23 protein-coding genes and 1 pseudogene are annotated in these 25,954 nt (G+C 71.4%); 23 read left to right on the top strand and 1 reads right to left on the bottom strand.

Annotated elements, in window-relative coordinates:
* Positions 1-73 precede the first annotated feature (73 nt).
* The 7 genes and pseudogenes from U5640_RS21660 to U5640_RS21630 all read left to right on the top strand — a co-directional run bounded on the left by U5640_RS21660 (position 74) and on the right by U5640_RS21630 (position 5,544).
* Positions 74-214, top strand: a complete 141-nt coding sequence (locus U5640_RS21660; protein WP_340377420.1) for a hypothetical protein — start codon at positions 74-76, stop codon at positions 212-214.
* A 58-nt stretch (positions 215-272) separates the two neighbouring features.
* Positions 273-1,220 (top strand): annotated as a pseudogene (locus tag U5640_RS21655) (NAD(P)-dependent oxidoreductase); the annotation flags it as partial.
* Between the two features lie 26 nt (positions 1,221-1,246).
* On the top strand, positions 1,247-1,711 hold the full coding sequence (locus U5640_RS21650) for a SidA/IucD/PvdA family monooxygenase (RefSeq protein WP_340377419.1): 465 nt from the start codon (positions 1,247-1,249) through the stop codon (positions 1,709-1,711).
* On the top strand, positions 1,708-3,015 hold the full coding sequence (locus U5640_RS21645) for an APC family permease (RefSeq protein ID WP_340377418.1): 1,308 nt from the start codon (positions 1,708-1,710) through the stop codon (positions 3,013-3,015). Before U5640_RS21650 ends, U5640_RS21645 begins: the two co-directional genes overlap by 4 nt.
* Positions 3,012-3,380: a cupin domain-containing protein gene (locus U5640_RS21640; RefSeq protein ID WP_340377417.1), complete on the top strand. Its 369-nt coding sequence runs from the start codon at positions 3,012-3,014 to the stop codon at positions 3,378-3,380. The genes U5640_RS21645 and U5640_RS21640 overlap by 4 nt, the downstream gene beginning before the upstream one ends.
* Positions 3,377-5,071, top strand: coding sequence for a class I tRNA ligase family protein (locus U5640_RS21635; protein WP_340377416.1), 1,695 nt, complete (start codon positions 3,377-3,379; stop codon positions 5,069-5,071). Before U5640_RS21640 ends, U5640_RS21635 begins: the two co-directional genes overlap by 4 nt.
* Positions 5,068-5,544 (top strand): GNAT family N-acetyltransferase, encoded by a 477-nt coding sequence (locus U5640_RS21630; protein ID WP_340377415.1) that lies wholly within the window; start codon positions 5,068-5,070, stop codon positions 5,542-5,544. The genes U5640_RS21635 and U5640_RS21630 overlap by 4 nt, the downstream gene beginning before the upstream one ends.
* 55 nt (positions 5,545-5,599) lie before the next feature.
* On the opposite strand, the gene U5640_RS21625 is transcribed toward U5640_RS21630, so the two are convergent.
* Entirely contained in the window at positions 5,600-6,562 is a 963-nt protein-coding gene (locus U5640_RS21625; RefSeq protein WP_340377414.1) for a LuxR C-terminal-related transcriptional regulator, read from the bottom strand.
* On the opposite strand from U5640_RS21625, the gene U5640_RS21620 reads away from it, so the two are divergent.
* The 16 genes from U5640_RS21620 (at position 6,450) to U5640_RS21545 (ending at position 24,709) form a co-directional block, all read left to right on the top strand.
* Positions 6,450-7,409 (top strand): LysE family translocator, encoded by a 960-nt coding sequence (locus tag U5640_RS21620; protein ID WP_340377413.1) that lies wholly within the window; start codon positions 6,450-6,452, stop codon positions 7,407-7,409. The genes U5640_RS21625 and U5640_RS21620 overlap by 113 nt on opposite strands.
* A 109-nt stretch (positions 7,410-7,518) precedes the next feature.
* Positions 7,519-8,889: a diaminopimelate decarboxylase gene (lysA, locus tag U5640_RS21615; RefSeq protein WP_340377412.1), complete on the top strand. Its 1,371-nt coding sequence runs from the start codon at positions 7,519-7,521 to the stop codon at positions 8,887-8,889.
* Between the two features lie 60 nt (positions 8,890-8,949).
* Positions 8,950-10,110, top strand: coding sequence for a PLP-dependent transferase (locus U5640_RS21610; RefSeq protein ID WP_340377411.1), 1,161 nt, complete (start codon positions 8,950-8,952; stop codon positions 10,108-10,110).
* A complete protein-coding gene (locus tag U5640_RS21605) occupies positions 10,107-11,159 on the top strand; it encodes a pyridoxal-phosphate dependent enzyme (protein ID WP_340377410.1) in 1,053 nt (350 codons plus the stop codon). Before U5640_RS21610 ends, U5640_RS21605 begins: the two co-directional genes overlap by 4 nt.
* On the top strand, positions 11,152-12,150 hold the full coding sequence (sbnB, locus tag U5640_RS21600) for a 2,3-diaminopropionate biosynthesis protein SbnB (RefSeq protein ID WP_340377409.1): 999 nt from the start codon (positions 11,152-11,154) through the stop codon (positions 12,148-12,150). Before U5640_RS21605 ends, sbnB begins: the two co-directional genes overlap by 8 nt.
* A 31-nt stretch (positions 12,151-12,181) precedes the next feature.
* Entirely contained in the window at positions 12,182-12,946 is a 765-nt protein-coding gene (locus tag U5640_RS21595; RefSeq protein ID WP_340377408.1) for an iron-containing redox enzyme family protein, read from the top strand.
* 72 nt (positions 12,947-13,018) lie between these two features.
* Entirely contained in the window at positions 13,019-14,293 is a 1,275-nt protein-coding gene (locus tag U5640_RS21590) for an ATP-grasp domain-containing protein (protein WP_340377407.1), read from the top strand.
* A gap of 16 nt (positions 14,294-14,309) precedes the next feature.
* Positions 14,310-14,855 carry a nitroreductase family protein gene (locus U5640_RS21585; protein WP_340377406.1) on the top strand — a complete coding sequence of 182 codons (546 nt, stop codon included), beginning with the start codon at positions 14,310-14,312 and terminating at the stop codon, positions 14,853-14,855.
* 82 nt (positions 14,856-14,937) lie between these two features.
* Entirely contained in the window at positions 14,938-16,215 is a 1,278-nt protein-coding gene (locus U5640_RS21580) for an MFS transporter (RefSeq protein ID WP_340377405.1), read from the top strand.
* Position 16,216: 1 nt separating this feature from the next.
* Positions 16,217-17,479: an ATP-grasp domain-containing protein gene (locus U5640_RS21575; RefSeq protein ID WP_340377404.1), complete on the top strand. Its 1,263-nt coding sequence runs from the start codon at positions 16,217-16,219 to the stop codon at positions 17,477-17,479.
* A gap of 63 nt (positions 17,480-17,542) precedes the next feature.
* Positions 17,543-18,439, top strand: coding sequence for a class I SAM-dependent methyltransferase (locus U5640_RS21570; RefSeq protein WP_340377403.1), 897 nt, complete (start codon positions 17,543-17,545; stop codon positions 18,437-18,439).
* Positions 18,436-19,275 (top strand): isochorismatase family cysteine hydrolase, encoded by an 840-nt coding sequence (locus U5640_RS21565; RefSeq protein ID WP_340377402.1) that lies wholly within the window; start codon positions 18,436-18,438, stop codon positions 19,273-19,275. The genes U5640_RS21570 and U5640_RS21565 overlap by 4 nt, the downstream gene beginning before the upstream one ends.
* A 17-nt stretch (positions 19,276-19,292) precedes the next feature.
* Complete coding sequence (serC, locus tag U5640_RS21560) at positions 19,293-20,411, top strand: phosphoserine transaminase (RefSeq protein ID WP_340377401.1); 1,119 nt, start codon at positions 19,293-19,295, stop codon at positions 20,409-20,411.
* Between the two features lie 642 nt (positions 20,412-21,053).
* On the top strand, positions 21,054-21,698 hold the full coding sequence (locus U5640_RS21555) for an RNA polymerase sigma factor (protein ID WP_340377400.1): 645 nt from the start codon (positions 21,054-21,056) through the stop codon (positions 21,696-21,698).
* Positions 21,695-22,774, top strand: coding sequence for a CU044_5270 family protein (locus U5640_RS21550; protein ID WP_340377399.1), 1,080 nt, complete (start codon positions 21,695-21,697; stop codon positions 22,772-22,774). The genes U5640_RS21555 and U5640_RS21550 overlap by 4 nt, the downstream gene beginning before the upstream one ends.
* Positions 22,775-24,709: a S8 family peptidase gene (locus U5640_RS21545; protein WP_340377398.1), complete on the top strand. Its 1,935-nt coding sequence runs from the start codon at positions 22,775-22,777 to the stop codon at positions 24,707-24,709.
* The last annotated feature ends 1,245 nt before the right edge of the window (positions 24,710-25,954 follow it).

Genomic DNA, 25,954 nt, shown 5'->3' with positions numbered 1-25,954 from the left:
GCTTCTGGGGTGGCAAAGTGATTGATTGTGCGACCGCGGAGCCGCTGGTCGCACACCTGAAAAAGGGGGAGAAGTGAATCGCATTATCGTCTGCCTGGTTTCCGTGCTGACGCTCGCCGTTCTGGTGTTCCAGGGGAATCTGCTCGAATCCGGACAGTCGAGTTCTGATTCGTTCATGGCACGCGCCGTTCCGCTGGATCTCGGTTGGGGCTAAGTGCAGCTCAACGCCACGACATACTTCGCGCCGCGCGGAACGAAAGGTTGTCTCGAAAATGTCTGATTCCGGCCTTCCGGTTGTTCTCATCGCAGAGAAACTCAGCCCGGCGACCATTGACGCCTTGGGACCCGACTTCGTGGTTCGGTACTGCGACGGTGCCCGTCGTGACGAACTGCTTGCCGCCGTTCCCGACGCCGACGCGCTCCTGATCCGCTCCGCGACCCAGGTGGACGCCGGGGTCCTTCAGGCTGCCGAGAAGCTTCGCGTCATCGCCCGCGCCGGAGTGGGGCTGGACAATGTGGACGTCCGCGAGGCCACCAGGGCCGGTGTGCTGGTGGTGAACGCCCCCACCTCCAATGTCGTCAGCGCGGCCGAGCTGGCCGTGGGCCTGCTGATGGCCACGGCACGCAACATCGCGGCGGCCAACACCGCCCTCAAGGGCGGACAGTGGGCGCGCTCGCGCTATGGCGGCGTGGAACTCTGCGGCAAGACGGTCGGCGTGGTGGGTCTGGGCCGCATCGGTTCCCTGGTCGCGGAGCGGCTGCGGGCGTTCGGGATGACGATCGTGGCCTACGACCCCTACGTCACCGACGAGCGCGCCGCGCAGCTCGGTGCCGAGCTGCTGGACCTCGACGAGCTGCTGCGCCGCTCGGACTTCATCACCGTCCACCTGCCCCGCACCCCGGACACCGTCGGTCTCATCGGTGACGAGGCCCTGCGCAAGGTCAAGCCCGACGTCCGCATCGTCAACGCGGCGCGCGGCGGCATCGTGGACGAGGCCGCGCTGGCCCTGGCCCTGAAGGACGGCCGGGTGGCCGGCGCCGGCCTGGACGTGTTCGAGTTCGAGCCGACCACCGAGTCCCCGCTCTTCGACTTCGACTCGGTCGTCGTCACCCCGCATCTGGGGGCCTCGACCGCCGAGGCCCAGGAAAAGGCCGGAATATCGGTTGCGCAGTCGGTCCGTATGGCGTTCGCGGGGGAACCGGTTCCCGACGCGGTGAATGGAACGGCCATCGGGGAGCGCGCCCGGTGACCGGTGCCGAGGCGCTCGACGCCGCACCACACACTCCGGTTCACGACATTCTCGGAGTCGGCTTCGGCCCTTCCGATCCGGCTCTCGCCATCGCCGTCCGGGAACACAATGAGCAGGTTCCGGACACCGATCGCCTCGGCATCGTCTTCGTGGAGAAGCAGGACCGCTTCGGGTGGCACCGGGGCATGCCGACCGACGGCGCCACGCGGCAGGTCTCCCTGAATGACCTCGCCACGATGCGGAACCCGGGCAGCTGGTACGGGTTTCCGGCCTGTCTCCACGACGAACGGCGCCTGAGCGACTTCATCAATGACCGGAGCTTCTTCCCGAGCCGCGCGGAATTCCACGACCACCTGGAATGGGCGGCAGTGGACTTCACCGATCAGGTGGCCTACGGGGAGAACGCCGAGTCGGTCTCGCCGAGCCGGTCCGGCGACGAACTGCTGTTCGCGGCGCCGTGAGCCTGGCCCGCTCGGCCGGTGCCGGCCGGGAGAGGCAGCCGGAGGAGGCAAGACCCGCACCGGCGCGGGAGCTCGGCACCCGCGGTCTGGTGATCTTCTACGTCACCAGCCTGGTCGGGGCGGGCCTGCTCGGCGTGCCCACCGTGACGGCCGCCATCGCCGGGCCGGCCTCGCTGATCGCCTGGGCGGTGCTGGCGCTGGCCTCGTATCCGATGGCTCGGCTCTTCGCCGAGATGTCGGCCCGGCATGTGGACGCATCGGGGCTCAGTGCCCTCATCCGCAGCGGGCTCGGCCGGCCCGCCGGGGACACCGCCCACATCCTGCTCGTCCTCGTGTACATGGCGGGCAACCCCGTGATGGGCATCATCTCCGCGCGCTACTTCTGCCATCTCACGGGACTTGGCGAGGGGTGGACGATGTATGTCGCGGCCGGATTCATGACGCTGTCGGTGGCCTTCAACGGGCTGCGCCTCGCGCTCGGTGCCCGTATCCAGCAGGCGGCGCTGGTCCTGCTGTTGCTGGGCCTGGCCTGTGCCGTCGTCCTGGCGGCGCCCGAGATGTCGGTCTCCCGCCTCACGCCGTTCGCCCCGCACGGCTGGCCGGCCGTCGGCACGTCCGCGGTCGTCGCGTTCTTCTCGTTCCTCGGCTGGGAGAACGTCTCGGCGGTGGCGGAGGAGGTGCGCGATCCGGCGCGCGCGTTCCGCCGGGCCATCCGCTACGCAGTGCCCGCCGTGGGCCTCGTGTACGTGGTCGTCGCGGGCGCCTATCTGCTGGTCCCCCACCCGCCCGGAACGATGGTGCTGTCCGCCCTGCTCGGCGCGTGGGGCGGCGGTGCAGCCGGGGACCTCGTCGCCCTGCTGATCGTGGTGGTGGCCACCAACGCCTGGGTGCTGGGTGCCTCCCGGCTCACCCTGGCCGCGGCCCGGAAGGGTCTGCTGCCGGCCGCCCTCGGCCGGGTCGGCCGTACCGGGGTGCCCGGCCGGGTGCTGCTCGCGCTCGGCGTCGGCTACGTGGCGGTCCTCACCGCAGTCGGCCGGTCCGGCGTCGAGGAGGACCGCATGGTGGCCGTCACCAGCGCCGTCTTCCTGATCCTCTACATCGTCTCCGCGGTCGCCGCGCTGCGCGAGCGGCCCACGCCCGCCATGCGGGTCAGTGCCCTCGCCACCGGTGTGCTCGCGGCGTTCTTCCTGCTGTTCACCGGGACGGCACTGGTTCTCGCCCTGCTGCTCGTGCTGTGCGCGGCGCTGGTCACGGCCCGCCGCCGCTCGCGGGGCAGGCTCGTCAGCAACGAAGAGGTCACGTGATAACCAAACTCCGCATCGACCCCGCCCTGGCCCGCGACGAGTTCGGCATGCGCTGCCAGCGGCTCGTCCCCTGGCACGGTGGCGACGAGCCCCCGCTCGGGGCCATGGCCTGTTTCCTGCCCCCCGGCAGCAGCTCGGACCCGGACTGCCACAGCCAGGACGAGGTGATGTTCGTGCTCGGCGGCTCCGGGCGGGTGGAGCTGGCGGGCGAGAGCACGGACGTCACCGCCGGGGACGTCGTGGTGCTCCCCGGCGGGCTGGAGCACGTCGTGCGCAATCCGGGCACCGACGCCGACGCGGGCACCCTCCGCTGGCTTTCCGTGTACTGGCCCCTGTACGACAACCCGCGGGAGGCGACCGCGTGACCGGCCCCGTGTGGATCACGAGTACGCCCCCGACCCCCAACGGCGATCTGCACGTGGGTCATCTGGCCGGGCCGTACGTCGCCGGTGACGTGCTGAGCCGCTTCCTGCGGGCCGAGTCCCGGAGCGTGCTGTACACCTCAGGCATCGACGACCACCAGAGCCATGTGCAGGTGCGGGGGCTCAAGGACGGCGGCAAGGCCGCCGAGGAGATCGCCGACGCGTACGGCGCCTCGATCGTGCGGACGTGGCGCAGCGCCGCCGTGTCCCTCGACCGGGTGGTCCTGCCCCGCCGCGACGCCGGGTACGCCCGGGCCGTCCAGAAGTTCTTCCGGCGGCTCTACGACGCAGGGCACATCGAGGCGCGCACGACCCCGCTGCCGTACTGCGTGCCCTGCGAGCGCTGGCTCTACGAGGCGTATGTGGTGGGCGTCTGCCCGCACTGCGGGGTCTCCTCCCACGGCAACGCCTGCGAAGCGTGCGGCCGCCCCAACGACTGCGGGGACCTCGTCGACCCGAGGTGCGCGTTGTGCGGGCAGGCGGCCGAGAACCGTCCGTGCGAGCGGTTGTACTTCCCGCTCGACCCCCACACCGAAACGCTCGTCGCCTACTGGTCCACGGTGCGCATGCCACCGCACCTGCGTGCGCTGTGCGAGACGATGGCCGCCGACGGACTGCCGGACATCGCCGTGACACATCCCGCCGACTGGGGCGTAGGCGTGCCCGTCGTCGGATTCGAGGACCAGCGCATCTACGTGTGGTTCGAGATGGCCCCCGGGTACCTCGTGCAGACCGGCCGGGCGGACCGTCCGGCCGCGGCGGACAGCGCCGGGGACCCGGCCTCCGTGCAGTTCTTCGGCTTCGACAACGGCTACTTCCACGCCGTGCTGTTCCCGGCCCTGTACGCCGCCGGCGGGCGGACCGACGCACTGGCCGTCGCGTTCCAGGTGAACGAGTTCTACCGGCTGCGGGAGCAGAAGTTCTCCACCAGCCGCGGGCACGCCGTCTGGGGGGACGAGGTCATCGAGGAGTACGGCAGCGACGTACTGCGCCACCACGTCTGCGCCGACCGCCCCGAGGGCCGGCAGACCAGCTTCGACCGGCCGGCGCTGGAAGGCACCCGCCGGCATCTGGACGCCCTGTGGAACGGCTGGCTGGAGCGGCTGTTCGACGCGGTGGAGTCCGAGTGCGGTGGACGGGTTCCCGGTGAGGAGCCCACCGGTGCCGAGTGGGAGTCGCTGCGTGCCCGGCTGCTGGCCTCCCTGGCCGAACTGCGCGAGGCGTACGGGCCGGCGGCGTTCGCGCCCCGCCGGGCCGTGGCGCTGCTGGACGAGATCGTCCACTGCGTGACGGATTTCGCGCACGTCCAGGCCCACCAGGCGCAGCGACCGGAGGGCGGCGCCCACGGGCGTGCGGCCCTCGCCGCGCAGCTCGCCGTGGCGTCGGCCCTCTCCGCTTGGGCAGCCCCGGTCCTGCCGGTCGGTGCGGCACGGCTGGCGCGGGTGCTGGGCCTGCCCGCAGAGCGGCCGGTGACGGCGGCGGCCCTTGAGGTGCCCCGCCACGGGCGGCGGCTCGCCCGGTCGGACGGTCCCGTCTTCGGCTCTGTGCTGGACTACGCTGCCGCCGGCGGTGAACGAACCCCTGAGACAACGGTGAGCGGCACGAACCCGCCCGCCCTGGAGGAGAGTTGTTGAACGACAGCGTGCGGGTGCGCACCGCGCAGCTCACGGACCTGCCCGAACTGGCCGGACTGTTCCGGCTGTACCTGGAGTTCTACGGCGTCCGGCCCGACACCGAGGACGGTCCGGAGGCCTTCCTCACGGACCGGCTGAAGAACGGTGACGCGGTGGTGCTGCTCGCCGAGACGAACGGCGCCGGCGTCGGCTTCGCCCAGGTCTATCCGACCTTCTCGTCCCTTGCCATGAAGACGGTGTGGACACTGAACGACCTGTATGTGCGGCCCGAAGCACGCGGCGCCGGGGCGGGCCGTGCCCTGGTGCGCGCCTGCCTGGAGCGGGCCCGGGCGGCCGGCGCGGCCGGGGTCCAGCTGGAGACGGCGCCCGACAACAGGGTCGCCCAGGCTCTCTACGAGACCGAGGGGTTCGGGCGTGGGGAGTACCTCACGTACTTCCGGACGGTGGACACCGGAGCTGACGCCCTCGGGTGACAGGGACGCTTGACGAGACGCGGCAGGACGGGCCGAAGGCCGGTGTCCTGCCGCGTCAGTCGTTCCCGGAGCGGTCCGGGCTGTCGGAGATCACCAGGTTCCCCTCGTGCTCGCGCAGCAGATAGCCCGCGTGCACCCGGCTCTTGGCGCCGATCCGCTCCATGATCTTCGCGATGTGGCGCTGGCACGTCCGTACGGTCATCCCCATGCGCCGGGCGATGACCTTGTCCGACTCCCCCTGGATCAGGAGCCGGATGATGTCCTCCTTGGTCTTGTCGGAGACCTGGATGGCCTGCGCGCGGCCGAGATTGACCGGAAACGGGTCCGCCTGCAGCCACATCAGCTCGAAGGCGGCCACCGCGAAGGAGACCACGCTGGGCTCCCGGACGACCAGGGCGGCCTTGGGATTGCCCTTCTGCTCGATGACGACGATCTCGCCGTCGAACGCGATCATCCGCATGAAACCTTCGCCCAGCGTGCGCACCTCTGCCCCGAGGCCGCTGACGATCTCCACGTATGCGGCGGTGCCCGGGTTGTACTGAGCGGTGTGCTGATAGAGCGTCCGCATCCGGACGCCTCGCTGGAGCATCGCCTCGGTGCGGTCCATGGCCTCGCGCAGGACCTCCTCCTTGCGTGCGCCTCCCGGCTGTGAGGTGAGCACTTCGCGCTCCGCCTCGGCGGCGAACCGCTCCAACGCCCGTCGTACGCTGGGGACATCGGGCAGTTCCTCGAACAGGGGCTGACGCAGCCGCCGTTCGAGAGCGCTCTCGTAGACGGGCACGAGTTCGCGGCGCAGACGGTCCGCCGCGTTCTGCGCCCTGCGCGCCTGCTGGACGAGGGGGCGGATGAGGGCCTCCACCGCGGCATCGGGAGGAGCCGCCGCGTAACGCCTGTTCTCCGCGCTCATGGGCATTAACAGCCGGCGTTCCGCGAGGCTCCGAAAGGCTGCCGCGACGTCCTCGGTGTCTGCGTCGTCGAGCCGCGGCAGCTCGTCACGGCACACATCGGCGTGTTCCACGGCAAAGGTATACAGCGCGATTTCCACCTCAGACAGAGGGGAAAGGGCCCGATTGCGCTCTATGTCCATTTTATCCATCCGTCCAAATGTGTGCTCGACTAATAAGTATGCATCCGGCCGATCCGCGGGCTGCTCTTCGGTGGCAAACTGGAGGCGTCTCCACGGAAGGCGTGCGGCGAAAATGTGCCGCCAGCGGAAGGTGCGGAGCGGCTTACCCGTCATGGATATTCAGAGTGCGTCGTTCGTTTCCTTCCTCGCGGCGGCTGCGATCGTGTGCTTCACCCCCGGGCCGGACATGCTTTATGTCATGTCCTTCGGGGTGTCGCAGGGCCGCCGCGGTGGCGTCTCGGCGGCAGCCGGTGTCGCCGCCGGCATGCTGGTGCACGCGGTGCTCTGTGCCTTTGGCGTGTCCCTTCTCGTCTCCCGCTACCCGGTGCTCCTGTCGGGCTTCAAGGTCATCGGGCTGTGCTACCTGATCTACCTGGGTGTCTCGATCATCCGGGACAAGTCCGACATGGCGGTGAGCACGGAACGGGCACGTCAGAACTACGGACGCATCGCCTACCGCGCGATGCTCGTCAACCTGGCCAACCCCAAGGTGATCGTCTTCTACGTGGCCTTCCTGCCCCAGTTCACCTCGACCTCCGGCTGGCCCGTACCCGCCCAGCTCCTCACGCTGGGCGCGATCTTCGTGGCCATCGGGTTCGCCGCCGACGCGGGCGTCGGGCTGGTCAGCGGCGCCCTCGCCGAACGCTTCACCAGTGACAAGGGACTCACCCGCAAGGTCAACATCGGTTGCGGTGTCGTGATGTTCGTCCTGGCCGGCGTTCTCGCCCTCGACATCTGAGTCCACCCTCCCGCCCGCACCCGGGCGCCCGAACCGCCGGGGTGCCCGGCCGCGCAGCGCCTTCACGCTTCCCGCCACCTCGGGGCTACCCCACGGCCCTGCCCCGACCATGCCGCACGACCAGAGGATCGCCGTGCCCGCACAAGAGATTCCGACCACCCCTGCCGCCGACCGCCTTTCCCTTTCGTCCGGCATATGGCCCACCACCGCCGCCGTGGACGAACAGGGAGCCCTCACCGTCGGCGGGATATCCGTCACAGAAATCGCCGAGCGTCATGGCACGCCGGTCTACGTATTCGACGAGAGCGATTTCCGGCAGCGATGTGCCAGATTCCGAAAAGCTTTTGAGGACTTCGACGTCTATTACGCCGGAAAGGCTTTCCTGAGCCGCACCACGGCCCGGCTGGCCGAAGAGGCCGGCCTGAGCCTGGACGTATGCACGGAAGGTGAACTCGCCTTCGCCAAGGCGGTCGGATTTCCAGCCGACCGCATCCTGATGCATGGCAACAACAAGTCCACCGAGGAACTCGCCGCAGCGCTCGAGTACGGCGTGGGCCGCATCGTCGTCGACTCCTTCGCCGAACTCGACCGGCTCCGTGACCTGATGCCGCGGTTCCCCGGCGCCCGGCCGGGCGTACTGCTCCGCGTGACGGTCGGCGTGCACGCCGACACACACGCCTACATCGCCACCGCACACGAGGACCAGAAGTTCGGATTCTCCCTGGTGAGCGGGGAGGCGGCGGCGGCCGTACGGCGCGTGCTCGACGACGGAGTGCTGGAACTGCGCGGACTGCACAGCCACATCGGCTCCCAGATCCTAGGCTCCGCCGGGTTCGAGGCCGCCGCCAAGCGGCTGTTGGAGCTGCGTGCGCAGTTCGTGCGGGAAGGCGCGCTGTTGCCGGAGCTCGACCTCGGCGGCGGCTTCGGCATCGCGTACACGCCCGAGGACGAGCCCACCGAGCCGGAGGAGATGGCCGACATCCTGCGCACGGTGGTGGCGAAGGAATGCGCCGCGCTCGGCGTCGACGTTCCCCGGCTGGCGATCGAGCCGGGGCGGGCCATCGTCGGCCCCTCCGGCGTCACCCTGTACACGGTCGGCACCGTCAAGCACCGCGAGGGCATCCGCACGTTCGTCGCCGTCGACGGCGGCATGAGCGACAACGTCCGCACGGCCCTCTACGACGCCACCTACTCGGTCCGCCTGGCCGGACGCACCTCGGACGCCCCGCCCCGGCTCGTGCGGGTCGTGGGCAAACACTGCGACGCCGGTGACGTCGTCGTACGCGACGACCACCTGCCCGCCGACGTCCGGCCGGGCGACCTGCTCGCCGTACCGGGCACCGGCGCCTACTGCCGCAGCCTGGCGCACAACTACAACCACGTCCCCCGGCCGCCCGTCGTCGCCGTGGCCGACGGCGAGTCCCGGGAGATCGTCCGCCGGGAGACCATCGACGACCTCCTGCGCCTCGACATGGGCTGAGCAGCCCGGCACTGCCCGCCGCCCGTTCCTCCATGACCCGAACCAGCCAAGGAGTACAGAGTGACGAAGCTGCGCCCCGACGACGCCTACCGCAACAGCATCGAGTCGCCCACCTACCAGAGCGCCTCGTACTACTTCGACGACGCCGCCCATGTGAAGGCCGGACTGCACGACCTGTCGGTACCGGCCGGCCGCTACGGCCGCTATTCCAACCCGACATGGATAGAAGTGGAGAACCGGCTCACCGAACTGAGCGGAGCCGACGACTCCCTGGTGTTCGCCTCCGGCATGGCCGCGCACACGACGGCATTCCTCGCCCTGCTGGAGGCCGGCGACGAGGTCGTCCTGCCGTCCGAGTCGTACCGCCAGGTGCGCAACGTCTTCCACCACATCCTGCCGAAGTTCGGCGTCACGGTGCACGAGTTCTCCATCCGTGACCCCGAAGAGTTCATCGAGAACGTGCGGTCCCTCAAGGGCAGGCTGAAGCTCGTCCACCTGGAGATGCCGTCCTCCCCGCACATGTACCTCATCGACGTGGCCCGGGTCCGCGAGGCCCTCGGCCCCGAGGTGATCATCACCCTCGACAGCTCCTTCTCGCCGCCCCCGAACTTCTACGCCCTCCAGTGGGGTGTGGACCTGGTCCTGTTCAGCGCGACCAAGTACCTCAGCGGGCACGGCGACATCGTGGCAGGTGTCGCGTCGGGCCGGCAGGACCTCATCGACAAGCTGCGCTGGTACCGCGACACCACCGGCCCGATCATGGACGGCAACACGGCCTTCCTGCTCCGCCGCAGCCTGTACACGCTGCGGCTGCGCATGGAGCGCGTGAACGCCATGGGTCTCGAAGTCGCCCGCCACCTCGAGAGCCACCCGCGGGTCGACCGTGTCTACTACAACGGTCTGGAGAGCCACCCGCACTTCAAGATGGCCCAGCAGTACCTCAACGGCTACGGCGGTGTCATCACCTTCGAACTCGACATGAGCGAGGCGGAGACCGCCGAGGTCGTGGACCGGCTGAAGGTGCCCTTCATGGCCTCCAACTTCGGCGCGCCGCACACCCTGGTCGAGCAGAGCACCTTCTTCACCTACTTCGAGTACTCCGACGAGGAGCTGCGGAGCATCGGCGTCCCGCGCGGGACCGTCCGCCTGGCGCTCGGCTACAGCAACGACCCCCAGGGCGTGATCGACGACCTGGATCAGGCGCTGTCGTCGGCGCGGTGAACCCCGCCGTCTGCGACAGGGCGTACGACGCGGGACCGGCCCGCCCCTTCCTCACCCTGCCGGGCTTCTGCCCGGGCTTCAGCACCACCCTGAAGCTGGAGGCGCTCAATCCTGCGGGCTCGATCAAGGTCAAGACGGCCCGGGAGATGGTCGCCTCCGCCCGTGACGAGGGGCGGCTGCGGGCGGGCGCCCCGCTCATCGAGTCGACCTCCGGCAACCTGGGCATCGCGCTCGCCATGGTGTGCGCGGCACAGCGCCACCCGCTCACTCTGGTCACCGACCCCAACACCCAGACGCAGAACATCCGGCACATGCGGGCGCTCGGGGCCGACGTGGTCGTGGTGACCGGGCGCGACGTCAACGGCGGCTACCTGCACTCCCGGATCGAGTTCATCGAGCAGCACCTGCTCGCCCACCCGGAGACCGTCTGGCTCAACCAGTACCGCGATCCGGCCGGTGCCCGCGCCCACCGGCGCGACACCATGGGCGAGATCCTCGACGGGTTCGGCGTCCCGGACTGGCTGTTCGTCGGCGTGGGCAGCACCGGCACCCTGATGGGCTGCCTCGCGGCCGTCCGCGAGCGTCGGCTGCCGACCCGCCTGGTCGCCGTGGACGCGGAAGGATCGGTCACCTTCGGCGGTCACGGCGCCCGCCGGCACCTGCCGGGCCTCGGCACCAGCCGCAGACCCGAACTCTTCGCCGACGACGGGTCGTTCGCGAAGATCCGGGTCGCCGAAGCCGACACGGTGCGCGCCTGCCGCCGGGTGGCCCTCGACTACGGCCTGCTGCCGGGTGCCTCCACCGGCACGGCACTGCACGCGGTGACCGAACTGCGCGGGCTGATCGAGGACGGCGCCCGGGTCCTGGTGATCGCCCCGGACCTCGGCGAGCGGTACCTGGACACCGTGTACGACGACGACTGGCTGATCCGCACGTTCGGCCCCGCGGTGGTCCCCGGGCCGCAGCCGGGAACGCACGGGCCCCGACAGCACCGCCCGGCCGCCGCGGCCCTGCCGGCCGGCCCACAGACAGGAGCCAGTCATGCGTGAGTTCTCCGTCCTGCCCGGAAAGGACGTGGTCGAGCTCCTGGCCGGCCGGGAGGCCGAGGTCATCGACCGGGTGCGGGAGGCGTACCTCGCCCACGACGCGGGGGACACCGTCAACCCGGACAGCTACTTTCTGCGGTTCCCGCAGAAGCCCGACTCCCGCATCATCGCGCTCCCCGCCTACCTGGGCGGCGCCGCGGAGGTCGCCGGGATCAAGTGGATCGGCAGCTTCCCGGGCAACGTCGCCGACGGCATGCCCCGGGCCTCCGCGGTGCTCGTCCTCAACGACTACCGCACCGGCTACCCCTTCGCCCTGCTGGAGTCCGCGAGCATCAGCGCCGCCCGGACCGCGGCCTCCGCCGCCCTCGCGGCCACCGCCCTGGGCGCCACGGCACCGGCCACGGTGGGCGTCGTGGGCGCCGGTGTCATCGCCCGGACGATCTGTCACTACCTCACGGTCGCGGGCGTCCCCTTCGCCGACGTCACCGTCCACGACCTCGACGGCGCCTCCGCCGCGGCGCTGGCCGGGCACCTCGACCAGACGTACGGCGCGCCCAGCCGCACCGGGGACCTGCGCCGGGCCCTCGGCTGCGACCTCGTGGTGCTGGCCACCACCGCGCTCCGCCCCTACATCGGCGCCGACCACACGCTGCGCCCCGGTCAGGTGGTCCTCAACGTCTCCCTGCGCGACCTGGCGCCCGAACTCCTGCTCACCGCGCAGAACTTCGTGGACGACGTGGAGCACTGCCTCAAAGCCGACACCTCGCCCCACCTCGCCGAACAGCGGGTCGGCAACCGCTCCTTCATCGCCGGGACGCTGGCCGACGTGCTGCTCGGCCGGTGCGCGCCGGATCCGCAACGCGCCGTCGTCTTCTCGCCGTTCGGGCTCGGCGTGCTGGATCTCGCCGTCGGCCGCCACCTGTACCAGCGGGCCGGGGAGGAAGGCCGGCTGCTGCCCGTGCCCGGATTCTTCGGCGAGACCAGCCGCTGGTGAACCAGCCCACCCCCGCCAGGAAAGGACGACCATGACCACGACCGCGACACCGCTCGACGCGAACGCCACCGAGAAGCAGGTCCTCGACCTCGCCGAGTCGGTGTACCGCCACCCGGCGCTCAACAACGCCTTCTACGACCTGTGGCGCTCCACCGAACTGCCGGCCGAGAAGGTCGAGACAGTCGCCCGCAACTTCTACGCCCAGGTCTCGCCCACCGTGAACCGGCTCGCCCTGGTCTTCCTGCGCATGTCGCCGGACGACCTGGTGGCCCGTTCCGAGACCGTCGAGAACATCAACGACGAGATGGGCAACGGTGACCCGAAGAAGGTGCACACCGTCCTGCTGAAGAACTTCTTCTCCGCCCTGCTCTCCCGCATCCGCGGCCACGAGGTCGACTTCGACGACATCGACCCCACCGTCCTGCCCGCCACCCAGCGGCTGGTGGAGCAGGGTGCCGCCCTGTTCGGCGACGAGAACGTCCGGGTCGGCTGCGGCGCCCTGCTGGCCCAGGAGTGGCACGCGTACGCCCAGCTGGTCTACCTGTACGAGGGCTCCCGCAACTACATGCGCCACTTCACGCTCGAGGATTTCCACGAGCACTGCGAGTTCTTCTACATCCACATCGGCGCGGCCGAGAAGGAGCACAAGCTGCACGCGGTGTCCAGCTCCGCGGCCCTGTGCCGCACCGAGGAGGACCTCGCCGCCCTGGAACACGGGTTCAACAGCTACCTCGGACTGCTCGCCGACTTCTGGCGGGAGCTGGCGGACGCCGTCGGAGGCGCCCCCGCCGTCTGACCCCGCACGTCCCCGCAGGCGGGCTTGAGCACGGCCCGCCTTCGACCCCGACCCCGACAAGAGGCTGAAGCCATGACCGCCGTACCACGATCCGTCGTCGTCCTCGTCGACCCCCTGCGTGCCGGTACCAAGCTGCCACAGCTCTTCAACGGGCTGGGTCTGCGCTGCGTGGCCGTCCTGTCGCAGGAGAGCGACTCGGAGTTCTGGCGTGCGTCCTTCCGCCCGCAGGACTTCCTGCTGACCCTGGAGGAGGCGGACGGCTTCGACGCGCTGCTGCGCGGCCTGTCGGCGTACGAGGTGGCCTGTGTCGTCCCCGGCGGCGAGTCCGGCGTCACGCTGGCCGACCGGCTGGCACCGCACTTCCCCGCCGTCCCCGCGATGGCGCCGCGGACGGCCCGGGCCCGGCGGGACAAGTACCACATGGCCGAGGCCCTGACCCGTGACGGCCTCGCCGCGATCCCGCACTGCCGCACGGGGGACGTCGCCGAGGCCCTGGAGTGGTACCGCACCCGGTCCGACGGCCGGGTCGTGGTCAAGCCACTGGCCGGCACGTCCGCCGAGGGCGTACGGTTCTGCGCCTCGGCGGACGAGGTGCGGGCCGCGTTCGCCGAACTGCTCGCCACCGTCAGCCTGTTCGGGCAGGCCAACGACGAGCTGCTGGTGCAGCAGGACATCCTGCACACGGGCGGTGTCGAGTACACCGTCAACTCGGTCAGCTCCCGGGGGCGGCACCACGTGACCGACGTGTGGCGGATGCACCGCCGCATGGTCGGCGCCACCGCGGTGTGCACGTACTCCGACCTCGTCCACCCCGACGCATCCGAGTACGGGCAGCTCACCACCTACCTGCACGACGTGCTGGGATCGCTGGGCATCGACAACGGCACCGCCCACAGCGAGATCATGCTGACGCCCGGCGGGCCCGTACTGATCGAGACCGGCGCCCGCGTCGAGGGCGCCTGCGACCCCGGCGCCGTCTACACGGTGTGCGGGCGCAGCCAGAACTCCCTGCTGCCGCTCAGCTATCTCGACCCGGACGGCTTCGCGCACGCCATCCGCAGGCCGCGGCCCGAGCCGCGGTTGTACGCCCGCCACGTGTATCTGCTCAGCCCCGTCGAGGGCAAGGTCGTCCGAGCCCCCGACCTGAGCCGCATCCGCGCACTGCCCTCCTTCCACGGCTTGGACACCACCCTGGACTCCGTCTCCCGCCTGGAGCGGACCGTCAACCTGGCGACCTGCCCCGGCAACCTCTATCTGATCTCCCAGGATCCCGAGCGCATCGAGGCGGACTACGCGGCCTTGCGGGCCCTGGAGCCGGTCCTCTACGCCGACATGCTCGCCGACTGAGCGAGGAGGAGAACCAGTGGACGTCTTCACCGCATTACTGACCCGTCGCAGCGTCGCGCGACTCCTCGCTCCGGCGCCGGGCGACCAGGAGTTCTGCTATCTGCTGCAGAGCGCGGCCACGGCACCCGACCACGGGATGCTGCGCCCGTGGCGGTGGATCCTGGTGCGCGGCGACGGGCTGGACACCGTGGTCGACAGCCTCGCCGAGGACCAGCCGGACGTTCCCCGGGAGCAGCTCGCCGCCAAGGTGGTGCGTGCGCCGCTCAAGGCGATGCTGGTGTTCCGGCCACGGGTCGGTCACCGGGTGCCCGAATGGGAACAGCTGGCCGCGGCCAGTGCCATGACCCACGCCTTGCTGCTCCTGCTGCACGCCCGCGGTTACGGCGCCATCTGGCGTACGGGCCCGCTGTGCACCTCCCGGAGCCTGCCGGGCCGACTGGGGCTCGGTGCGGAGGAACGCCTGCTGGGCGCGCTGGACATCGGCTCGCCCGACCCGTCGGCGGTGCCGCAGCGGCGCCGTACGCCGGTGGACGTCCGTGACCATGTCGCGACCCTTGTCTGAGGCCCGGACCGCCACGCGGCGGGAGACGCCGGCCACGCCGACAGGGCTGGGCCGGTACCGGCCGCTGCTGTCGGTGCCCGGCATGAGGACCACCCTTGTGGTGGGCTTCCTCGTCAAACTGCCCGTCATCGCGATTCCGCTGGTCCTGTCCCTCCAGGTGTCCCTCGCGCTGAACCGCTCCCTCGGGGCCGCCGGTCTGGTCACCGGTGCGTGGATGGCGGGAGTGATGGCGGGAGCGCCCGTCCTCGGCTGGACCATGGACCGGCTGTCGATGCGGCCGGTCCTCGCCGTCAGCGCCGTGGCGCAGGGAGTGTTCTGGGCGACGGCGGACCGGCTCTCCTACCCGGCGCTGCTCTGTGGCGCCCTCGCGTCCGGACTCCTGCTGGTGCCCGGTTCCACGCTGACCCGGATGGTGCTGGCCGCGCAGACGGCACCGGAGCACCGGCAGGCGGCGTTCGCGCTGGACACGGTGACGAGCCAGCTCTCCTATCTCGCCGGTCCCGCCCTGGGCGCCGTCCTGTCCACCCAGGCATCGCCGACGACGGCCTCCCGCCTCCTCGGCACCGTCCTGGTCCTCGGCCTGACCACCTTCGCCGCCCGCTCCGGCCGGCCGCCCCGCCCGACTCCGACCCCGGATCCCGCGAAGGCGCCCCCCACGGCACCGGCCGAAGGCCCGGGGCAGAGGAACGGGCCGACCCCGGCCGCGGCTCCGGATGCGGCGGGCCGGTCGGCGCCGGGCGTCGGGGGTGACGACGCGGGTTCGGCCGTGTCGGCCGGTGGGGCTGATGCGGTGGGCTCGGCCGTGTCCGTCGGTGGGGCGCTTGCCTGTGCCTTTGCGACCGGCATGATCTCCTCCGGCTTCGAGCTGTCCCTGATCGGCCTGTCCCGCGCGCAGGGTGCCCTGGAATGGGTGGGGCTGCTCATCGCCGTGTGCGGGATGTACGCGGTCCTGGGCGGGCTGCTGTTCGGCACCCTCGCGATCACACCCCACCCCGCTGTCCCGCTGCTGCTGCTCGGCCTCGTCACGGCACCCCTGGGCCTGACCGGTGACTGGCGGTTCCTGCTCATTGCCATGGCCCCCGCCGCGATGCTGTCGGCGACGTCCTTCGCCGTGACCGCCGCTGCCTGCAGTGCGGTCGCGACCGAGCACAACCGGGGCCGGGTCCTGGGCCTGTACGGAGCCGCCGTGGCCGGCGGCAACGCCGCCGGCGCCCCACTGGCCGGCCCGGCGACGGCCGCGGCCGGACCTGCCGCCGGTTTCCTCGCGGTCGGCACGGCGGCCGCCCTGGTGGCCCTGGCCTGCTGGGCCCTCGATGCCCGAGCGGGCCGCGCCCGCCTCCTCCTCCCGCTGAAAGGCTGACATGCCCGGAACCCCTCTCGTGTGCGTCGTCGACTCCTACGGGCTGTCGAAGACCCTGGTCGACGAGTTCCTCAAGCGCGGTGCCGCCGTGCTGCGGGTGCAGAGCACCCCGGAGGTCCCCGCCGCGTACCGGGGCCCGTTCGACCTTTCGGACTACGTCGACAACATCGTCCACCGCGGAGACCTCGCCGCCACGGCACGCGCGGTCGCGGCCCACCGGCCCGTCGCCGTGGTCCCCGGCGGGGAGATCGGCGTGGAACTGGCCGACGCGCTCAGCGAGTCCCTCGGCCTGCCCACCAACGGCACCGCGCTGAGCGCCACGCGCCGCGACAAGTACGTCATGATCGAGACGATCAGGCGGGCCGGGCTCGCGGCCGCCCGGCAGACGCTCGTGACCGACGAGCGGGAGGCGCTCGCCTGGCACGGCTCGGTGGGCGGCCGGGTCGTCGTCAAGCCGCTGCGCAGCGCGGCGGGCAACGGTGTCCACTTCTGCGACACCCCCGAGGAGTCGGCGGCCGCCGCCCGCGGGATCATCGGCTCCGAGAACGTCTTCTCCGCCCTCAACACCGCCGCCGTGGCACAGGAGTACCTGCGCGGCACCGAGTACATGGTGAACACCGTCAGCCGGGACGGCGTGCATCGGGTCTGCGAGATCTGGCGCACCACCAGGATCACCGCCAACGGGGTGGCAGACCTCTCCGACACCGTGTACCTGATGCCACGCAGGGGTGAGGTGCAGGACCGGCTGACCGCGTACGCCGCCGACGTACTGGACGCGCTCGGCATCCGGCACGGCCCCGCCCACGTCGAGATCAAGATCACCGGCTCCGGTCCCGTCCTGGTGGAGGCGGGGGCCAGGATCGGCGGCGCCAACCTCCCGCACTACGCGCAGCTCGCGCACGGTGCCTCACAGCTCGACTGGACGGTCGACGCCTATCTCGACCCCGACCGGTTCCTGGCCCGGCACAAGGACGACGACCCCCGCGCCCTGCACTGCGCGTTCGTCGGCCTCGTGTCGCCGTTCTCCGGCACCCTGCGCGGCTACCCGCACCTGGAGCGGATCCGCGAACTGGAGAGCTTCCACGAGGCCCGGGTGGCCGTGGCGCCGGGGCAGCGGATCCGCCGCACGGTGGACGACCTGAGCTATCCCGCGTTCCTGGTCCTGCTGCACGAGAGCGAGGAGACCGTCCTGCGGGACGCCAACACGATCCGCTACCTGGACGGCACGTCGTTCTACGACGTGACCGACCTGGACCCGGAGTAGCCCGGCCCCGCTCCGCCCTTTCTCCCCCCGACCACCACCCACCCCATGCGCAGGGAGTCGTCCATGCCCGCCACACCGTCCGTACCGTCCACGTCGTCCGCACCGCCCGCCGGCAGCTCCGCCGACCGGCGGACCGCTCTGCACTGGGCGGAGCGCTGGGACCGGCAGCAGGAGGAGTTCCTGCCGGAGCGTGAGGCCCTCTTCGACGTACTGATAGACGTCGTCCGGGAGAGCGCCGGGCGCCCGGATCCCCTGGTGGTCGACCTGGGCTGCGGCCCGGGCTCGATCGGGGCGCGCCTGCTGCGGCGCCTGCCGGACGCCACCGTCGTTTCCGTCGATGCCGACCCCGTGCTCATCGCGCTGGGCCGGGGCGCGTACGGTGACCTGTCCGGCCTGAGGTTCGTCCCCGCGGACCTGCGCACGCCGGAATGGGTGGACCGACTGGGTCTGGACCGCCCGGCGGACGCCGTGGTGAGCAGCACCGCGCTGCACTGGCTGGACCCGTCGGTGCTGACGTCGGTGTACACGGCAGCGGCCGGACTGCTGCGGCCCGGCGGTGTCCTGGTCAACTGCGACGAGCTGGAACGTGACCAGGACGCGGCACCGGCGCTGGCCCGCCTCGACCGGGCCCTGCTCACCCGGGAGAAGGCCCGCAGGCTCGGCGCCGGGCACGGCGAGGGCTGGTACGACTGGTGGGAGCGGGTCCTGGCCGAGCCGGCCTTCGCCCCGGCGGTGGCCGAGCGCAAGCGCATGGGATTCGACGGGGAGCACCACAGCGACCTGTCGGCCGGGCTCGAGGTCCACCGCACCGCCCTGCGGGACGCCGGATTCGCGGAAATCGGCACCCTGTGGCAGCGCGGCGAGGTGCACCTGCTGTGCGCGGTGACGCCCTCTCCCGAAGGCCCCTCGGTGCCGCCCCGCCCGCACACGCACAACAACGCCCCGGCGCCGTGTCCGTGAGCGCGGACATCATGCGGCCGCTCGGCCCCACGGAGCGCAACAGCTGGCGGGCGTCGGGCCGGCATGTGGACCTCACGCGTCCCGTGCCCGCACCGCGCCCGGTGAGCGTGCCGGCGGCTCCCCAGCGCCTGACCCTCGACCTGGCGCGCACCGCGCTGATCGTCGTCGACATGCAGAACGACTTCTGCTCGCCCAAGGGCTGGCTCGCCTCCATCGGGCTGGACGTCTCGGGCGTCGACCGGCTCATCGCCTCGCTCGCCGCGACGGTGCCCGCCCTGCGTGCCGCTGGAGTTCCGGTCATCTGGCTCACCTGGGCCAGTCGCCCCGACCGCGCCAACATCCCCCCGAACGTGCTGCACGCCTACGACATCGCAGGCGAGGGCGGCGGCATCGGAGCCGTTCTCCCCGGCGCGGACACCCCCGTCCTGGAGGAGAACAGCTGGGGCGCCGCGCTGGTGGACGGACTGGAGCCGGCGGCCGGGGACATCCATGTCAGCAAGCAGCGGATGAGCGGCTTCTTCGACACCCCGCTCGACTCCGTCCTGCGCAATCTCCGCGTGGACACGGTGCTGTTCACCGGGGTGAACGCGAACCAGTGCGTCCTCGCCACGCTGACCGACGCGGCGTGCCTCGGCTACGACGCGGTACTCCTGGAAGACGGTGTCGCCACCACCTCACCCGAATTCTGCCTGCGCGCCACCCTCTACAACGTCGAGCGCTGCTTCGGCTTCGTCGCCCGCGGAGCGGACCTCCTCGCGGCTGTACGCGACTCGACCGCCACCTCAGCAGACAGGGGAGCATCCGCTCCGGGCCGCTGCTCCGCCTGCACCATCTGATCTCCGAGGTACCCACCATGACCGACATCCGGATTCCCTCTGACATCAAGCCCGCCGACGGACGTTTCGGCGCGGGCCCCTCCAAGGTGCGGACGGAGGCGCTGGACGCCCTCGCCGCCACCGGCACCTCCCTCCTCGGCACCTCCCACCGCCAGGCCCCGGTGAAGAACCTGGTCGGCCAGGTGCGCGAGGGCATCAGCGAGCTGTTCTCCCTCCCCGAGGGCTACGAGGTGATCCTCGGCAACGGCGGCTCGACCGCCTTCTGGGACATCGCGACCCACGGCCTGATCGAGACCACGTCGCAGCACCTCACCTTCGGCGAGTTCAGCTCCAAGTTCGCCAAGGCGGCCAAGCTCGCCCCCTGGCTGGCCGAGCCCACCGTCGTCTCCTCCGACCCGGGCACGCACCCCGAGCCCGTCGCCGAGGCGGGCGTCGACGTCTACGCCTTCACCCACAACGAGACGTCGACGGGTGTCGCGGCCCCGCTCCGGCGCGTCGAGGACGCCGACGAGGGCGCCCTGGTCCTGGTGGACGCCACCTCCGGCGCCGGCGGCCTCCCGGTCGACATCGCCGAGACCGACGTCTACTACTTCGCCCCGCAGAAGTCCTTCGCCTCCGACGGCGGCCTGTGGATCGGCGTGTTCTCCCCGGCCGCGATCGAGCGCGCCGAGCGGATCCACGCCTCCGGCCGCCACATCCCCGAGTTCTTCAGCCTCCCCACAGCGATCGACAACTCCCGCAAGAACCAGACGTACAACACCCCGGCCCTCGCCACCCTCTTCCTGCTCAACCAGCAGCTGGAGTGGATCAACGGCCAGGGCGGCCTGGCCTTCTCCACGGGCCGCACCAAGGACTCCTCGACCCGTCTGTACAGCTGGGCCGAGGAGTCGAAGCACGCGACGCCGTTCGTCACCGACCCGGCCAAACGCTCCCAGGTCATCGGCACGATCGACTTCACGGACGAGATCGACGCCGCCGCCGTCGCCAAGGTCCTGCGCGCCAACGGCATCGTCGACACCGAGCCCTACCGCAAGCTCGGCCGCAACCAGCTGCGCGTCGCGATGTTCCCGGCGATCGACCCGGCGGACGTCGAGGCGCTCACGCGGTGCATCGACTACGTGATCGAGCAGCTCTGACGCACCGGCCGGCGGCGCAGATCGTCGACGACCCGGGCCGGGAGCCGGACGCCGGTGGTGGTCGGAGTGCCGAAGGCGAACCGCCCGCGTGCGGCGCGCCCGTCCTGCCCGGGCCGCAACCGGCCTGGGCAGCCACGCCCCCGGGCGTGGCCACCACGGCTGGGCACGCCGCAACTGAAGAACACGTTGGGTGGTCGTGGACCAGTTCGAGGAACTGTTCACGCTGTGCCGCGACCGTGAGGAGCGGACCCGCTTCATCGACCTCCTGCTGACCGCGCCGGACCCGGGCTCCCGGCTGCGGGTCCTGATCTCCGTGCGGGCGGACTGCTACCCGCGGTCCTGCAAGTCGCCCTTCGCGACAGTGACTTGTCGACCATTGGCGAGTTGCTCGACCCATGACCGGGGTCACCCGAAAGGGAACCACCGCCTCAGGAGTTCGATCAACGCCCGCCCCTTGGGCCGTCGTCGGTAGGTCCGGCGGTCGTCGGGCGCCTTGCTTTCGGGCCTCGCGGCCTGAGCGGTGCGTGGCTGAGCGGCTGCCATGTCCACCGGGTCCTCGTACAGGTCACCGCCCCGGTGACCTGTACGACGGCTGTGACGTGTCTCACCGGAACTCGCCCGCACCGACCGTCAGTTCAAGACGTGACCACAGATATGCGAACCCGGGTGCGAAACGGAGATCCGGACGCCTTCGCGGAACTCTTCGACGCGTGCGCCCGCGCGGTGTACAACCACGCCTTCCGGCTGACCGCCGACTGGTCGCTGGCCGAGGACGTGATGTCGACGACCTTCATGGAGGCGTGGCGGCGCCGGGACTCGGTCGAGGCCGAGGGCGGCTCGCTGCGGCCGTGGCTGCTGGGCATCGCCACCAACGTCGCCCGCTCCCACCACCGCAGCAACCGCCGCTACCGCAACGCGGCGAGCGCCGCGGCCGCCGCGCACGCCGCCGAGGAACGGGTCGAGGACCACGCCGAGGAGACCGCCGGGCGCCTGGACGACCGGCGCCGTATCAACGCCACGCTCGCCGCCCTCAGCCTGCTCAAGCGCCCCGAACGCGAGGTTCTGACGCTGTGTCTGTGGGAGGGCATGGAGTACGCCGAGGCGGCTCGCGCCCTGGGTGTCCCGGTCGGCACCGTCCGCTCCCGCCTCTCCCGCGCCCGCTCCAAGCTGCGCAAGCTCGCCGACGCGCAACTGCTCGGAGAAAAACGGGAACCCACCCGCACGAACCGGCAGATAACAGGTGATCGCGGATACGCGGTCCGGTCCGCACAGGAAGGAAACCGATGAACGCCAGCCCCTCCCACCGGCCCCACCCGGCCGAGTGGACGGAGACGCAGAGTCTGCTGCCCTCCGCCGAGCGGGATCTGCCGGCGGGCCGCCACCAGTTCCACAAGGAGCAGATGATGGCCCGGATCCACGAAGACCTCCGCACCTCCTCCCGTACGTCCGCCGCCTCTCCGGTCGCGCCCGTGAAGCGCTCGAACCCGTTCCTGCGCCGTACGATCCTCCTGCCCGCCGCGGCCTTCGCCCTGGCCGGCGCGGTCGTGGGCGGCCTCGCCCTCACCGGCGGCGGGGCGGACGACGGCAGGGCCGCCCTGGCCACCGGCCCCGCACTGACCACCCGGGTCGGCGCCGCCGACGCCAAGGGCGCCCCCCAGCTCCTCGAACGCATCTCCCTGGCCGCCGCCGACGTCTCCGCGCCCACCCCGCGCAAGGGCCAGTACATCTACATCGCCTCGAAGGTGGCCGACAGCTACGTCAAGACCGACGGCGACAAGAGCGAGGCGGTCAGCAACGAACTGCACTCCCGCCAGGTCTGGAACTCCCTCGACGGCAGGGACGGCTGGCTGATCGAGGCCGGCGAGACCGGCGACAAGGGCATCACCCTGAAGAGCGACACCCCGTTCAGCGGCGCCTACAACGCCCTGGCCGGGCTGCCGACCGATCCCGGCGCGCTGCTCCAGCGGATCTACCGTGCCTCGGACGCCAACCGGGACCCCGAAGTCCCGCGCGACCAGGCCGCCTTCGTCGCGATCGGCGATCTGCTGTTCGAGAGCTACCCGCCTGCCGAGGTCGGCGCCGCCCTCTACAAGGCCGCGGCCAAGATCCCCGGAGTCGTCTCGGTGGATGACGCGGTCGACGCCACGGGCCGGCACGGGGTCGCGATCGCGCGGGAGAACGACGGCGAGCGCACCGAGTGGATCTTCGACAGGAAGACCCTGCAGTTCCTCGGCGAGCGCACCGTGGTGGTCAAGGCCACGGCGGGCAATCCCCTCAAGGTCGGTACCGTCACGCACACCAGCGCGATCACCGAGCGCGCGGTCGTCGACGCCGCCAAGCAGGTCCCCGGGCAGGTGAGCTGAATGCGCGACAGAACCACGCGTGCCTCGCTGGCCGCCCTGCTGGTGGCGGGGCTGATGACGGGTGTCTCGGTGGCGGCCACGGGCTCCGGCCTCGGCGTACGGACGCAGGACACCGCCACGGTCGCGGCGCCCGGCGGCTCCGCCCTCGGCGCGCGGACCGCCGGCTCCGCCTCCGCGGCCGGCCGGTACGTCACCCTCCTCACCGGCGACCGGGTCCGGTTGGACGCCCGGGGCCGGGTGACGGGCGTACGGCGGGCACCGGGCCGTGAGCACGTCCCGGTGTCCGTGCGCGGCGTCGGGGGCGATCAGTACGTCATTCCCGCCGACGCCGCCGCCCTGATCGGCCAAGGCGTCCTGGACATACGGCTGTTCGATGTCAGCGGCCTGATACGCGCCGGCTACGACGACACCCGGCGCGGCACGCTCCCGCTGATCGTGTCGTACGAGGGCAAGTCCGCCCAGCGCAGGAGCACCCAGAAGTCACTGGTCGCGCACGCGGACGCCACCGTGCGCCGGGAGCTGCCCAGCGTGGCGGGCGCCGCGATCACCGTGCCCAAGGCCGGGGCCGACGACATGTGGCAGGCCCTCACCGAGGAGCAGGGAGTCGCGCGGGTCTGGCTGGACGGCCGCTTCAAGGCGCCGGCGGACGTGGACGGCGCGAAGTCCGGGGAGGCGGGCGGGGAGGCGGGCGGCGGCGTCGCGCAGATCGGCGCCCCGGCCGCCTGGGCGGCCGGATACGACGGCAAGGGCGTCAAGGTCGCCGTCCTGGACACCGGCATCGACACCACACACCCGGACCTCGCCGCGGCGGTGAAGGCATCGAAGGACTTCACCGGCACCGGCAGCACCGACGACATGGCCGGCCACGGCACCCATGTGGCCGCGACGCTGGCGGGCTCCGGCACACGGTCCGGCGGCCGGTACAAGGGCGTCGCGCCCGGTGCCGGGATCCTCGACGCCAAGGTGCTGGACGACAGCGGCGAGGGCAGCGACTCCAGCGTCATCGCCGGCCTGGAGTGGGCCGCCGGGCAGGGCGCCAAGGTGGCCAACCTCAGCCTGGGCCAGGACGACACCCCGGGGGAGGACCCGGTCGAGGCGGCGGTGAACGCCCTCTCGAAGAGCACCGGCATGCTCACCGTCGCCGCGGCCGGCAACGAGGGCCCCGACGCGGGAACCGTCGGCTCCCCGGGGGCCGCGGAGTCGGCGCTCACCGTGGGCGCCGTCGACGGCGAGGACCGGCTGGCCGACTTCTCCAGCACCGGCCCGACCGCCGACAGCGCGCTGAAACCGGACCTCACGGCGCCGGGCGTGGCCGTCGTCTCGGCGAGGGCGGCACACGGCCACATGGGCGACCCGGCCGCCGACGGCTATGTCTCCATGTCGGGTACGTCGATGGCGACGCCGCATGTCGCGGGGGCGGCCGCGATCCTCGCCCAGCGGCACCCCGACTGGACCGGCGCACGGATCAAGCAGGCGCTCACCGCGTCCACCACCCCGACCAGCGGCGCGACCGGCTACCAGCAGGGGACGGGCCGGCTCGACGTGTCCCGGGCACTGGAGGCGGCGGTGGCGAGCGAACAGAACCTCCGTGTCCTTCGGCAAGCAGATGTGGCCCCACACCGACGATGGGCCGGTCACCCGGCACATCACCTACCGCAACGACGGCGACCACCCCGTCACCCTGGACCTGACGGCCACCGCGACCGGCCCCGGAGGCAGCACGGCCCCCGAAGGCATGTTCACGCTGAGCACCACTCGGCTCACCGTCCCGGCGGGCGGCACCGCCGGCGTCGACCTCACCGCGGACACCCGCGTCGAGGCGGCGGACGGCGCCTACTCGGGCACGCTCGTCGCCACCGCGCAGGACGGCGCCGACCCCGCGGCCGCCGCCCCCACTGCCGTACGGACCGCCTTCGGCGTCGTACGCGAGGGTGAGGCATACGACCTCACCCTGAAGTTCCTCGGCCGCGGCGGCCGGCCCGTGAGCGCTCCGCTGACCGAGATCCTCGGGTACTCGGGCACGTACTGGACCACGCACCTCGAGGACTCCGAGCAGATCTCCAAGGGCGTGTACCGGGTGCGGGTCCCGCGCGGCGACTACGTCGTGGACACCGTGTTGGACGACGCCGGGGGCACCTCCGCGCTGGTCCGGCCGCGGCTCTCGCTGACCGGGGACACCACGGTCGTCCTCGACGCGCGCAAGGCGAAGCCGGTCCGGATCACCGCGCCGCAGGGCGCGAAGATGTCCGACGGCCAGCTCAACCTCGCCGTGGGCACCGGAGACACCGGGAGCGAAGCGCACAACAGCACCCTGTTCTGGGGAACGTTCAAGAACCTGCGCACCGCGACCCTGGGACCGACCGCCCCGGCCGGGAGGCTCAGCACGCAGCTCGGCGGCCTGTGGCAGAAGGGCAGCACCACCTACCATCTGCTCCACAACCTGCCCGACCGCTTCCCCACCGGCTATCGGCACACCACGCGCATGAACGAACTGGCCCTGCTGAAGCGGAACTTCGGCTCGTCCGTCGCGCACCGCAAGGGCATCGTCAACGTCCTGTGGAGCGGCCCCACCCTGTCGCTGGGCACGGTGAGCGACCCCTTCCCGCTGCCGACGACCGCGAAGATCTACGTCACCACGCCCAAGGGCTTCAAGTGGACGGCCAACCTGGGCCAGCGAAACGCCTCCGGAGACGACGACGACGTCTTCTACGGCACGGAGAGCGCGAAGTCGTACCAAGCGGGCCGGACCTACGCAGCCACGTACAACGTCGGTGTCTTCAGCCCGATCACCGGCGGCCCGTACGGCGCACAGCGCGACGGCGACACCCTGGTCCTGTGCGTCCCCGACCTCGCCGACGGGACCGGACACCCCGCCTTCTCCACAGCGAAACGCCACACCACGGTCACCGCGGACGGCACCACCCTGCTCGACAACGACGGCGACCTCTGCCAGACCGTGGAGAAGCTCCCGTCCGTCCCGGCCCGCTACACGATCCGAACGAACCTGACCCGCCCGCCGGGCGTGGCCACGACCACCAGCCGCCTGACAGCGGCCTGGACCTTCACCTCCAGTGCGTCCGACTCCGGCTCCCTGCCTCTCTCCACGGTCCGCTTCCATCCGAAGCTGACCCCGACCGGCACGGCCCCCGCGGGCCGCCGCACCACGATCCCCCTCTCCCT

The organism is Streptomyces sp. SS7 (assembly GCF_037993025.1).
In the GTDB taxonomy this organism is placed as follows: Bacteria; Actinomycetota; Actinomycetes; order Streptomycetales; family Streptomycetaceae; genus Streptomyces.
This window is presented reverse-complemented; position numbering and strand designations above follow the sequence as displayed.